The sequence below is a fragment of the Agrobacterium sp. genome, from assembly GCF_059499945.1.
The window spans coordinates 251,186-264,398 of sequence record NZ_JCABZP010000020.1; the positions used below are offsets into that span (position 1 = coordinate 251,186).

Annotated in this window: 10 protein-coding genes; all 10 read left to right on the forward strand. The window is 59.4% G+C overall.

The window, feature by feature from the left end; genetic code table 11:
• Positions 1 to 236: 236 nt before the first annotated feature.
• The 10 genes from AC5I5B_RS24110 to AC5I5B_RS24155 all read left to right on the forward strand — a co-directional run bounded on the left by AC5I5B_RS24110 (position 237) and on the right by AC5I5B_RS24155 (position 13,124).
• Entirely contained in the window at positions 237 to 1,265 is a 1,029-nt protein-coding gene (locus AC5I5B_RS24110) for a ketopantoate reductase family protein (RefSeq protein WP_174054731.1), read from the forward strand.
• 49 nt (positions 1,266 to 1,314) lie between these two features.
• Positions 1,315 to 1,887: a TetR/AcrR family transcriptional regulator gene (locus AC5I5B_RS24115; RefSeq protein ID WP_174054732.1), complete on the forward strand. Its 573-nt coding sequence runs from the start codon at positions 1,315 to 1,317 to the stop codon at positions 1,885 to 1,887.
• A 12-nt stretch (positions 1,888 to 1,899) separates the two neighbouring features.
• Positions 1,900 to 2,502 (forward strand): 2-hydroxychromene-2-carboxylate isomerase, encoded by a 603-nt coding sequence (locus AC5I5B_RS24120; protein WP_087745312.1) that lies wholly within the window; start codon positions 1,900 to 1,902, stop codon positions 2,500 to 2,502.
• Positions 2,503 to 2,615: 113 nt separating this feature from the next.
• The gene (locus AC5I5B_RS24125; protein ID WP_087745314.1) at positions 2,616 to 3,992 is read left to right on the forward strand and encodes an FAD-binding oxidoreductase; all 1,377 of its coding nucleotides are present in this window, start codon (positions 2,616 to 2,618) and stop codon (positions 3,990 to 3,992) included.
• 38 nt (positions 3,993 to 4,030) lie between these two features.
• Complete coding sequence (locus AC5I5B_RS24130) at positions 4,031 to 6,436, forward strand: molybdopterin guanine dinucleotide-containing S/N-oxide reductase (RefSeq protein WP_087745316.1); 2,406 nt, start codon at positions 4,031 to 4,033, stop codon at positions 6,434 to 6,436.
• Positions 6,437 to 6,771: 335 nt separating this feature from the next.
• On the forward strand, positions 6,772 to 8,427 hold the full coding sequence (locus AC5I5B_RS24135) for an ABC transporter substrate-binding protein (RefSeq protein ID WP_003504244.1): 1,656 nt from the start codon (positions 6,772 to 6,774) through the stop codon (positions 8,425 to 8,427).
• A gap of 38 nt (positions 8,428 to 8,465) precedes the next feature.
• Positions 8,466 to 9,476: an ABC transporter permease gene (locus AC5I5B_RS24140; RefSeq protein WP_087745317.1), complete on the forward strand. Its 1,011-nt coding sequence runs from the start codon at positions 8,466 to 8,468 to the stop codon at positions 9,474 to 9,476.
• Positions 9,473 to 10,318, forward strand: coding sequence for an ABC transporter permease (locus tag AC5I5B_RS24145; protein ID WP_080843169.1), 846 nt, complete (start codon positions 9,473 to 9,475; stop codon positions 10,316 to 10,318). Before AC5I5B_RS24140 ends, AC5I5B_RS24145 begins: the two co-directional genes overlap by 4 nt.
• A complete protein-coding gene (locus AC5I5B_RS24150) occupies positions 10,297 to 12,015 on the forward strand; it encodes a dipeptide ABC transporter ATP-binding protein (RefSeq protein ID WP_495752871.1) in 1,719 nt (572 codons plus the stop codon). The genes AC5I5B_RS24145 and AC5I5B_RS24150 overlap by 22 nt, the downstream gene beginning before the upstream one ends.
• Positions 12,012 to 13,124 (forward strand): LLM class flavin-dependent oxidoreductase, encoded by a 1,113-nt coding sequence (locus AC5I5B_RS24155; protein ID WP_111781664.1) that lies wholly within the window; start codon positions 12,012 to 12,014, stop codon positions 13,122 to 13,124. The genes AC5I5B_RS24150 and AC5I5B_RS24155 overlap by 4 nt, the downstream gene beginning before the upstream one ends.
• Positions 13,125 to 13,213: the final 89 nt, after the last annotated feature.

The window sequence follows — 13,213 nt, forward strand, 5'->3', positions numbered from 1 at the left end:
GCGCAATCTCTCCCGAAATCGCCGATTTCGGGAACTGATTTTCTACAAAATTAGTAGATATAGAATGACCGGTCTTCCTTCAAACTGCTCGCAGGCTTTACGATCTGTCCCAGAGTGCTTTTGAACCGTGTGTTACCGCGATCCTCAATTGCTATCCGCACAGAGCGCCGAACCTATCAGCAGCCAAGCTCTCCGGGAAATCCGGAGCGCGAAAAAGACAAGACGAGAAACGACAGATGCCACGTTACGTTATTATCGGCGCCGGTGCGGTGGGCGCGAGCCTTGCAGCGCAGTTCGCACTCTCCGGCATTGACTATGCGCTTTTCGGACGGGGCGCCCAGATCAGCCATATCAGGCAGCATGGCCTCACCTTTCAGCGCCCCTCGGAGACGCGGCAGATCGATTTGAGGGTTTTCGACCTGACAGATATTCCGGAATTGACGCCGGATGATGTCCTCCTGCTCACCGTGAAAGCGCAGGATGCCGTCAGCGCGCTCGCCTTCTGGTCCTGGCAAAGCATCTCGAACACAACGACACCGGCGGCGGCAAATCTTCCGATCGTAACTTTTCAAAATGGACTGGCGACCGAAGCAAATGCCCTGAGAACATTTTCCAGGGTCTATGGCGCAAGCATTCTGACCCCGGCGCGGTTCACCGAAACCGGCAAGGTGGTGGTTGGCGGCGAGCCGCAATTAGGCATCGTGACAGTCGGGCGCTTTCCGCTCGGACAGGATGACGTGACCGCACAGGTCACGGCAGACCTGAACAGGGCGGGATATCTTGCCGAGCCAAGCGACGATATCCGCCGATGGAAAGCAGCAAAGCTCCTTCACAACGTTCGCAATGCTCTGGAACTGTTCGACGGTCCGGCCGATCTGAACGACAGGATCAGCGCGGCTTTGGTGGATGAGGCGCGACATGTGCTGGAAGCGGCAGGCTACACCCTTGCCTCGCCCTCCGAGCGAAGCCTCGACATCTCGAACTGGCGGGTTGCGCCGAACAGCGGGATTCATCCGGGCCAGCAATCGACCTGGCAGAGCTTCAGGCGCGGAGCCTCGAGCGAAGTGGATTTCCTCAATGGCGAAATCGTTCTGCTGGGCCGGATTCACGGCGTTCCGACGCCCTGTAACGAAGCCGTGCAAACGCTTGCCGGAAAGCTGGCACATCAGGGCGGGTTTTCAAAGCCGCTGCCGCTCGATGCGATCACGTCTCTCATCGCCGCCCCGGACCGGGCGGCGCATGCCAGTCCTGCCGTCACTTCATGACCGGCAATCCGTATCAGGGCGACTTTTGAAACGACAGTGTGAAACGATAATGCGAGAAGCCATATCAGACCATATCCTCACCGCCGCTGGCACACTCTTCTATCGCGAGGGCATCCGGGCCGTCGGCATAGATCGTATCATCGAAGAGGCGAATGTTGCGAAGGCGACGCTCTATCGGCATTTCCCGTCGAAGGATCATCTCGTTGCAGCCTATCTTGAGGCGCGTCACGAGCGGGTAATCCATTCGCTCCAGAAAGTGCTGGATGCAGACATGGCTCCGAAAGAGCAGATCCGGTTGATCTTCGAGCAGCTCCACGAAAAGGCCGATAGCCCGGATTTTCGCGGCTGCGCCTTCGCTCTTGCGGTTGCGGAACATGGCGAGTCCGAGCGCGTCGTGGTCGTTGCGCGTGCCCATAAGGCGAAGGTCAGGGACGTGTTTGCCGCTGTCCTGGCAAGAGCCGGCAGCACGGTGGAGATTGCCTCTGCCCATCTGTCGCTTCTCTACGAAGGGGCACTGGCAACCGTCGCCGTCAGACGCGATCCCAAAGCAGTGCTGATTGCGCGAGACTGTGCTCTCTCCGTCTTCGACACGGCCGCCGCCTCCACCAATCAACCCAACTGAAAGCAGCAGACAATGACAAAGACGATCGATTATTTTTTCAGCATCGGCTCCCCCTGGGCCTTCATCGGTCTTGAACCGTTTGCTGTGCTGGCGAAAGAACAGGGTGCCACGATCCGCCCTCATGTCATTCCGCTGATCGAGGAGAACGGCGGCATTTATTCACGAAACCGCCCGGAGGCCAGACGCGCCTACTGGATCAGGGATCTGAAGCGCTGGGCGGCATTGCGCGGAAAAGTGCTCAATTTCGACAATCGCGCCGCTCTCTCGGATCCCGCACCCGCCGGTCTGATGGTCGCGGCGGCGATCGAAACGGGCGATGACTGGCTCAAGCTGGCAGCTGCGCTTCAGGAGGCCTTCTGGGTTCGTGGTGAAGACATCGGCAACGCAGATGTCCGCCGGGCGATTGCGACAGCCGCAGGCTTTGATGCTGCAGCGCTCGACAAACACGGCCAGAGTGATGCGGTTGCAGCATTGCAAAAGGCCAGCTTCGAAGCCGCCAGGGAAGCCGGCGTGTTCGGCGTGCCGACCTATCGCTATCAGGATGAACTCTACTGGGGGCAGGACAGCCTTCCATTCCTCGAGCGTCATCTCAGGGGCGAAAAACTCGCCGCCTGATATCACCGCCAGATGGCGGAGACAGTCTGGCGTTCCGCCGGGCGCGCGCTTCGCCCTCGATGTTTGCAAGTCTGTCGTAGCATTCCGCTGCCAGGCTCCCACGGAATCTTCTTATGCCTGACCTGTCCTCTTCTCTCATCCAATCCCTGGGGGACCTCCTCGGGGAGCGTCTTTCAACGTCTCTGACACTGCGCGAGCAGCATGGGCGCGGCGAAGCGCATCATGCTGCCGTGTTTCCCGACGCGGTCGCTTTCGCTGAAACCACCTCCGAAGTATCCGAGATCGTGCGGCTATGCGCAGCGGAAGGGGTGCCCGTCATCGCATTCGGCGCCGGCACTTCGCTCGAGGGGCATTTGACGGCTGTCAATGGCGGGGTCTCGATCGACCTTTCGCGCATGTCGACGATAACCCGTATCAGCAGTGAGGATCTGGATTGCACGGTTGAGGCCGGCGTCACGCGGGAGCAGTTGAACACATATCTGCGAGACATGGGATTATTCTTTCCCATCGACCCTGGCGCAAACGCCTCGATTGGCGGCATGGCCGCAACCCGCGCTTCGGGCACCAATGCCGTCCGCTACGGAACGATGCGGGAAAACGTGCTCGGGCTGACCGTGGTGCTGCCGACCGGTCAGATCATCAGAACCGGCGGTCGCGCCAGAAAATCTTCCGCCGGATATGATCTGACGCGGTTATTTGTAGGCTCGGAAGGAACGCTGGGGATCATCACCGAAATAACGCTTCGTCTCTACGGAATACCGGAAACCATCTCGGCGGCGCTCTGCTCTTTCGAGAGCGTCGAACAGGCGGTCGCATCAGCCATTCAGGTCGTGCAGCTGGGCATCCCGGTCGCCCGCATGGAGCTTATGGACCGTGGCCTGATCAGGGCCGTCAACGCCTATTCCGGGCTGGACCTGAAGATCGAGGACACGCTGGCTTTCGAGTTTCATGGCTCACCCGCCGGCGTTCAGGAACAGGTCGACATGGTATCCGCCATCGTGGAGGAGCATGGCGGCAAGGATTTCGAGTGGGCCAATGCACCCGAAGAACGCAATCGTCTCTGGAAAGCGAGGCATAATGCGTTTTATGCCGTCGTGTCGCAGAGGCCAAACGCCAAAGGCTGGTCATCGGATGTCTGTGTCCCGGTCTCCCAGCTCAGCAATTGCATATTGAAGACCCGCGAACTTCTGAAGGATTGCAGCGTGCCTGCGGCTATCCTCGGCCATGTCGGCGACGGCAATTATCATGTTGTCTTTGCGGTCGATCCCGACAATGCGGAAGAGCTCGGCGAAGTGGCGGCCATCAACAAGAAGATGGTGCAATATGCCCTCTCCGTCGGCGGCACCTCGACCGGCGAACACGGCGTCGGCACCGGGAAAATCGCTTATCTGCGCGAGGAACATGGCGACGCGGTTGATCTGATGGCGCTCATCAAACATGCGGTCGACCCTGCCGGAATCATGAATCCGGGGAAAATCCTGCCGAAATAGAATTGCCACGTTGCAATCCATGATCGTGAGGCCATGCGATGAATTCCTTCAAGACTCACAGTTCCCACTGGGGTGCATTCTCCGGACGCTTTGCAAATGGGCGACTGGAGATAGAGCCCCACCCCGGTGACCCGCATCCATCACCGCTTCTGGGCAATCTTCCAGCGATTGCCGACAGCCCCGTTCGCATCAAACGGCCTGCCGTCCGGCGGGGCTGGCTTGAACGCGAGACCGGCCACGCGCAGCGACGCGGCGCTGACGATTACGTCGAGGTCAGCTGGGCCGAAGCGACGAAGCTGGTCGCGGATGAGCTGAAAAGGGTCTATGACGGTCATGGCCCGAGCGCGGTGTTCGGCGGCTCCTATGGCTGGTCGAGTGCCGGCCGGTTTCATCACGCACAAAGCCAGATTCACCGCTTTTTGAACGTCCTTGGCGGATATGTCCGGTCCGTCAACACGTATAGTTCCGGCGCTGCCATGGTCATAATCCCCCATGTGCTTGGACCGTATGACAGCTTCGACCGCAAGAGCGTGACCTGGGACGCGATCGAACGCAGCAGCGAGCTGGTGCTCGCCTTCGGTGGAATGGCGATCAAGAACGCCGATGTCCACGGTGGAGGGATCAGCACGCATTCCGTACGGCAGAAACTGGCCGGCGCGAGCGCTCGCGGTGCGCATTTCATATTCATCAGCCCGTTGGCAGACGATTTTCCGGGTGATTTGAATGCCGAGTGGCTTCCCATTATTCCCGGTACGGACGTGGCGATGATGCTCGGGCTTGCTCATGTCCTCGTCACGGAAGGACTGCACGACCGGGCGTTTCTGGAGCGTTATACGGCTGGATATGACCGGTTCGAGAACTATCTTCTTGGCAGGGAGGACGGCCAGCATAAAAGCCCCGAATGGGCGGCCGCGATCTGCAACATTGACCCGGAGACGATCCGCAAGCTGGCGCGGAAGATGGCCGGTTCCAGAACCCTGATCACGGTCAGCCATTCACTGCAACGGGCCGATTATGGCGAACAGCCGGTGTGGATGGGCATTGTCCTTGCCGCCATGCTCGGCCAGATCGGACTGGACGGCGGCGGATTTTCCTATTCCATCGGCGCGTTGGGCAATATCGGCAAGAGCCTGCTCGCCGTTCCCTTGCCAACGCTGCAGCAATTCAAAAATCCCGTGCCGGACTATATTCCCTGTGCGCGCATCGCCGATATGCTGCTCAATCCCGGCACCGAGTTTCATTACAATGGAAACGCACTCCGCTATCCCGATATCCGGCTTGTCTATTGGGCGGGTGGCAATCCATTTCACCATCATCAGGATATCAACCGGTTGCGGGCCGCTTTCCGGCGTCCCGCAACGATCATCGTCCACGAGTCGGCCTGGACCTCGACCGCGCGACATGCCGATATCGTGCTGCCCGCCACGACCACGCTTGAGCGTGACGACATCGGCGCCGCCGATCGCGATCCCCTGATGATCGCCATGAAGCGCCTGATCGCCCCTGTCGGCGAAGCACGCGACGATTATGAGATATTCGCCGGGATTGCGCGGGAACTTGGCAGGTCCGATGCCTTTACCGAAAACCGCAACAGCAGAGAATGGCTCGCCTTCCTGTACGAAACGACCCGTCAGGCGCTTGCGGCGGGCGGCCACGACGCGCCCGATTTTGAAACCTTCTGGGAGCGGGGGGAACTGCTTCTTCCGGTTAAACCCGACGATGGTGGCCCGGCGCGCGCTTTCCTTGAGGGTCCCGGGACGAAGCCGCTGCCGACACCCTCAGGAAAAATCGAGATCTATTCCGAAACGGTCGAGGGTTTCGGTTATGAGGACTGCAAAGGTCATCCGCGCTGGTATCCCCCAAGAATGGAGACGCCCGATGACGCCCGCCTGCATCCCCTGTACCTCGTCTGCAATCAGCCATATCAACGTCTGCACAGCCAGCTGGACTATGGCGATTTCAGCCGTTCGACCAAGATCAGGGATCGGGAGCCTGTCCGCATCCATCCGGCCGATGCCGCGGCCCGCGGAATATCTGACGGCGACGTCGTCAGGCTTTTTAATGCGCGCGGCAGCTGCCTCGCTGGCGCCATCGTCAGTGAGGACGTCATGCCGGGGGTGATGCAGCTTGCCACCGGCGCATGGTTCGAGCCGCAGGATTCCGCTGACGACAATGCCATCTGCATCCATGGCAACCCCAATATCCTGACCCGCGACATCGGCACTTCGAAACTGTCTCAGGGTTCGACCGGCCAGATCGCCAGGGTGGAGATTGAGCTTTTTACCGGTGATTTGCCGCCGGTCAGGATTTTCGAAGCCATGACATTTGCCCTGCGTGACACGGCATCTTCGGCGCCGGGCCATCCTCAATCACCGGCGCGAGACGGCAATTTAAGGGCGTCTGAAACACCAATCCAAACTGTCGGCAAAATGGCGATAAAATAATTCACTAAATCGATAGAAAAAGAACAACCAGTCTTTCTCCCTCACGCCTGACTGCTAGGTTATGGGCAAGATGAACACCGCAACGAGGGACCGCGTCATGACTGGAATATGTAGAAGCGGGCGCGCTCCTCAGCCAAGCAGGCTTCCAGAAGCCGCTCGCTAACCCCGCGACGCCCAACCCGATCATCAATGAACTCCAGCATTCTCCCGCCCGGCTGAAAAGCCGGTGCGGCAACGGTTTGACGTGCGTTGTACCGATGGCAGCAGCAGTAGTCCGTCCGCAGGAGATGCAGAAATTGCAACGAAAAAAACTTTGAATTTATCAGGATCATACCATGACAAAACGTTCTTTCTCATTCTCCCTGTCGCGTCGCCGGCTGCTTTTCACAGCCTCCTTGGCGGCCTCGGCCTCGCTGTTTTTATCGACAGTGGCACCTCTAAGCGCAGTGGCGGCGGATACGCCGCGCGATGGCGGTGACATCACGTTTCTGATCGATTCACTGGGCGACACGTGGATCCCCAACAACAGCGCCATCTCCAGTTTCCAGGGCCACATCTGGGGTCATGTTACGGATAAGCTGCTTTACGTCGATGCCGAAGGCAAGGTCAGCCCCTGGCTTGCCGAACGCTGGGAGCAGAACGACACCGCAACGGAATTCACCCTGCACCTCAAAAGCGGCGTGACTTTCTCCGACGGCGAACCGCTTGATGCGAAGGCCGTCGTCGCCAATCTCGACATCTGGTATGCCGGCCGCAAGAACGAGGGGATCAACCCGATCGGCCTTTTCCCCAAGACCTATGATCGCGCGGAAGCGGTCGATGCCACGACGGTCAAGGTGTTCTTCAAGAAGCCGACGCTCGGTTTCATTCCGACCCTTGGCTATCACGGTTCCATCCTGGTCTCCCCCAAAAGCATCGCCCAGCCTGCCAGCCAGCAGGCAGACCTCAGCAAGACCGCCGGTAGCGGACCTTATGTGGTGGAGTCCTGGAAAGAGGGTGACCATGTCACTCTCGTCAAGCGCAAGGACTATAATTGGGGGCCCGCCGCAGTCGGCCATACCGGACCCGCCTATCTCGATACCATCACCTACAAGCTGGTGTCGGAACCATCCCTTCGCGTCGCTTCGGTTCAGTCCGGTCAGGCGGACGTCGCCTATAACGCCTCGCCCCAGGAGCTGAAATCGCTCAAGGAGGAAGGCTTTACCGTCGCGACGCCGCGTTATCTCGGCTTCGTCAACGGCTGGGCGGTCAACACCAAGCTTCAACCCTATGATGATGCGAAGGTGCGTCAGGCACTCCAGGCAGGCATCAATCGCCAGGAAATCATCGACACCGTCTATACGCAGGACTGGAAGCTTGCGACGTCGTTCATCCAGAGCAACGTCCCCGGCGCGACCGATCATAGCGATCTCCTCGCCTACAATCCGGACAGGGCGGAGAAGCTTCTGGACGAAGCCGGATGGGCCAAGGGCGCGGACGGCGTTCGGGTGAAAGACGGCAAGCCGCTGGAATTGACGATCCATTCCAATCCCTATCTGGCAACTTCGAAATCCGTCGATGAACTGATTGCCCAGCAGCTTGGCAGGCTCGGATGGAAGGTTAACATCAGGGCTTATGATGTCGTGACCTATGGCGAGAAGGTCAAATTCGGCGGCGCCGCAGTTCCCGCATATGAAGTCACGCGCAGCTTCATCGATGCCGGCACGGTCGCCAGCATCCTGACCAACGCCAACAATGGCGAGAACTGGTTTGCGCTGGATGAGCGTGATGCAAAGCTCAACGACCTGCGTGACAAAATCGCCGGCGCGGGTTCGGTCGAGGAACGAAAGCCTCTTCTGGACGGCCTGCAAAAATACGTGCTGGAACAGGGCTATTTCATACCACGCACCCAAATCGTCCAGCGCATTTACGTGCAATCGCCGAAGCTGAAGGGCGAAGTCTATAACGGCGTCGCTTACGCCAGCTACTACACAGCGTTCATTGCCGAATGAGGCCAGCGCCCACCAAGTAACGTCAAGGAGGTGACGGCATGAGCAATGCCTACCTAACCTACGCCGCAAAGCGGCTCGGCCAGGCGATCGTCGTCATCCTTCTGGCCTATGTCTTCACCTTCGTGGTCGTCAGCGTCCTGCCTGGCGACCCGATCACCAGCGTTCTGCGCAACCCGCAGAACGGTTTCACCGAGCAGGAAATCGCCGAAATCATTGCTGCACAGGGGCTGGACAGGCCGATCATCGTGCAGCTCTGGCACTCCCTGTCGGCATTCCTGACGGGCGATCTCGGCATCTCCATGCGCTCCAATCGACCCGTCGCGACCCTGATCGCCGAGGTGCTGCCATCGACGCTGGTTCTGGCCTCCGCCGGGCTCACGGTTGCGTTGATCCTCGCATTCGCCGTTGCCTATGGCACACAGGTCGTGCCGAAACGATATGGGCAGGGGCTGCTGCGGGCATTCCCTTCGCTGTTCCTGTCGACGCCCAATTTCGTCATCGGCCTGTTTCTGATCCACCTTTTCGGGTTTCAGCTCAGGCTGTTCCGGGTCATCGAACCCGACAGCTTCTGGGCGACGCTGTTTGCGGCGATCACCATCGGCATACCGTTTTCCGCGCAGATCGCGGAAGTGCTGATCGCCAATCTCGATCATGAAGCGGAACAGGATTACGCGGCGGTTGCCCGCAGCCGCGGCATCGGGCCGAAACGACTTTTCACTACACATCTGCTCAAGCCCGCTTCGCTACCGGTGGTGACCGTTATCGCCCTTACCGTGGGCGAGCTTCTGGGCAACTCGCTGATCACGGAAACCGTGTTCGGCCGTACCGGTATCGGCAGTCTCGTCCAGCGCTCCGTCAGCACGCAGGACCTGCCCGTCCTGCAGGCCATCGTCTCGCTTGGAGCCGTGGTGTTCGTCGTCGTCAACCTCATCGCCGATCTTCTCTATCCGCTGCTCGATCCACGGGTGAAAATTATCGTTGGCCGAAAACGCCGCCTGGCGACCATCGACGACACGTCACTTGGCCTTGAAACGGGGGCCAAACCATGAGCCTTATCTCCAGCCCGGTTTCCGGCAGCAATCCGTTCGAGAAGCTGAGAGCTCTCAACCTTACTCCAACGGTTGCCCTTTCCCTCCTCGTCATCGCAATCGTCGTCGCCTGGTCGATTGCGCCGCAACTGTTCACCAGCCAGAGCCCGATCAACGGTGTCCCGGCCGACAAGCTTCTTGCGCCCAGTTTTGCGCACTGGTTCGGCACGGATCATCTCGGGCGCGATCTCTATACACGGGTCGTTTATGGCACGGCTTCATCCGTATCGAGCGCTTTGGTCGCTGTCGTCATCGGCGTCTTCATCGGTGGTGTGATCGGTTTGCTCGCCGGATTTTTCGGCGGCTGGGTGGATATCGTCTTTGCGCGTTTTGTCGACGTGCTGCTCTCCATCCCGAAGTTCCTGCTCGCGGTCATCATCGTCACGGCCATCGGCTTCGAAACGATCAATGCGGCGATTGCGACAGGCATATCGGCCATCGCCTTCTTCGCCCGCGTGGCGCGCTCCGAGGTTATCAAGACACGTCAAGCGACCTTCGTGGAGGCATCTTTTCTCTCGGGTGGCTCGCGCGGCTACATCGTTCTCAGACACGTCCTTCCAAACGCATCCCGCTCGATGCTGCCGCTTGCCGTGCTGCAATTCGGCGAGTCCATTCTGGTGATCGCCAGCCTCGCCTTCCTCGGCTACGGCGACCCTCCACCTTCTTCCGACTGGGGCCTGCTGATTTCAATCGGCAAGGACTACCTCAAATGGCCCTGGCTCGTTTATGCGCCCGCGTTCGTTACGATCGTGACCGTCCTCTCTGTCAACAGGATCAGCCGATGGCTTCGCAAATCGCACTGAAAACAGCGCCAATCCTTCCCGAGTTCGTGGCTGCGTCTCCACAACACGCGATACCCCTTCTCAAGGTCGAAAATCTTGCCGTGTCCTACGGACGGCAGGAGGTCGTCCATAATGTCGGCTTCGAAATCGGACGTGGCGAAAGCCTCGCCCTCATCGGAGAATCCGGTTCTGGAAAATCGACCATCGCGAAAGCCGTGCTGAGGCTTCTCCCCACCGGCGCAAACGCCACAGGGCAGGTTATTTTCGACAGGCAGAACATTCTCGCATTACCAGAACGCCGCTTCAGGCCGTTTCGCGGCCGTGAAATCGGCTTCGTGCCGCAGGATCCCGGCAACTCTCTCAATCCTGTGAGAACAATCGGCTCCCAGGCGCTGGAAGCGGCAGCGCTGATGGAAGAGACCAATCCAGCGATCCGCAGGACACTTATTCTCGAAACCTTCGCCAAGGTGGGTCTCGACAATCCGCAACGGGTTTACGATTCCTATCCGCACCAGTTGTCCGGAGGGATGCTGCAGCGCGTGCTGATCGCTCTGGCAATATTGCCGCGCCCTGCACTGCTGGTGGCGGACGAACCGACCTCGGCACTCGACGTAACGATCCAGAAGCGCATCCTCGATCTCCTCTCCCGTCTTCGGGATGAGCTGAACATCAGCCTCCTTCTTATTACCCACGATCTCGCAATAGCGGCCGAAAGGGCGGATAATCTCGTCGTGCTGAAGAACGGCGTCGTGCAGGAGAAAGGCAGGACGTCCGCGGTTTTTTCCTCCCCTTCCTCACCCTATGCCAAAAAACTCCATGGCGACGTCCCCGCGCTCAACCCGGAGCGCTATGCCAAATTCCGCGATCCGGGGTTCAGCCTCCTTGATGGCGACAAATCGCCAAAGATCGCCGTCAGCGGCGTCACCAAACGCTTCACTGTCGATGGCAAAACCCTGACTGCGGTGGACGATATTTCGTTTTCGGTTCCGGCAGGTACGACCCATGCTCTCGTCGGCGAATCCGGTTCCGGCAAGACGACGACGATCCGCCTGCTGCTGGGGCTCGAAGAGCCGGAAAGCGGCACGATTACGGTTGCCGACGAGACCGTCACGAACAAAAACCGCGCTTCGCTGCGGTCCGTATGGCGGCATCTTCAACTGGTTTACCAGAACCCGTTTACGTCCCTCGACCCGACGTGGAAGGTGGGGCAGCTTGTTCGTGAACCACTCGACCGCTTCGAGATCGGGACGCCGACAGAGCGATCCGAACGCGTACAGGAAGCTCTCGCGAATGTCGGCTTGAGCGAGCACCTCCTGGAGCGTAAACCGTCGGCCCTGTCCGGCGGGCAGCGTCAGCGTGTGGCAATCGCCCGTTCGCTGGTCCTCAAACCGGATGTGATCGTGCTGGACGAACCCACATCCGCACTCGATGTCAGCGTTCAGGCGGATATCGTCGAGGTTCTGCTGTCGCTACAGGCGAAGCTCGGCCTGACCTATGTTTTCGTTTCGCACGACCTCGCCCTCGTCCGGCAACTTGCGCACAGCGTTTCGGTTATGCAGCGGGGACGCATTGTCGAACATGGAGCCGTCACCGAGATATTCGCCAATCCGAGACACGAATATACCGCGTCGCTGCTGAACTCCATCCCGTCGGGCATTGCCGGAACGGTTCGCGCTCCCGCTGTCCAGCGCGCTCTGCGGAAGGAGCAACTCGCATGAATATTGCAGCAGCTTCCCGCGACCTTCCCGCGTTGTTTCGGCCGAAACAGCGGCTGGGTTTCAATACGCGCGTGTCGTTCAACGACGATGACGGTCCGGCACAGGGGCTGCGACAGGGCATAGAGCTGTTCAGGCAGGCGGAAAGGCTGGGTTATCAGTCAGGCTGGGCCTATCAGCGTCACTTCGACCACTATCTTTCTTCCCCGTTACCCTTCTTTGCGGCAGTCGGCCAGCATACGCGGCACATCACACTTGGTTCCGCCGTCATCCCGATGCGTTATCAGGACCCCATCCTTCTGGCTGAGGCGGCGGGAACAACCGACCTCTTGATCGACGGTCGGCTTGAACTTGCCATCTCGACCGGGACCAACGGCGCGTTCGATGCCGTTTTCGGAACCGTCGATACCGATGCCCGCACAGAGGCAAAGCGACGCCAGTCGCGTTTCCTCGCCGCCATTGCCGGTGATGTTTTGCACACTGTTACCGAGCGGGACATTGGTGCACCTCCGGGAGCCGAGTTGCGGGTGACCCCTCATAGCCCAACCTTGCGCAGCCGTATCCGACAAGGCTCCGCCAGCCTCGATTCAGCAATACAGGCCGCCGAACTTGGGATTGGCCTGATTTCCGGGACCGTCCTTCACGATCAGGCAGAAGGCGAGACTTTCGGTCAATATCAGGCGCGGATCATTGATGCCTATCGCACCCACTGGCTCCGCATCTGGAAGACGACGCCACCCCCGGTCGCTGTTGCCGCTTCCATTCTCGTTGGCACCACCCCGGAGCTGCGTGAGAAATACGCGGCTTACGACCTTGAGCGTCGCACGGTGGGAATTGCCGCCTCACGCCCGAAGGGTGCGCTGGCCCCTGCCGGCCCGCCTGTTGGCGCGCAGATTTCCCCGGTCTTTCAAGGTACACCGGAAGAAGTCATAGAGGCGGTTTTGAGCGATCCGGGACTGGCGGCCGCAGATGAGCTCGTTCTTTTTTTGCCTCCCGCTTTCGGACTGTCCGAAAACATAAGATTGCTCACCGATCTTGCGACGACAGTTGCTCCATCTCTGGGGTGGAAACCTGCTCCCGATCACGAAGGGACGGAACGGGCGGCAATCTAAGGTTCTAGACCGTCGGGATAGTCAGGCAATATTTTCTACATATTCCATAGAAATAGAAAGACCTGTCTTCCTCATATGCCACGCCGGCT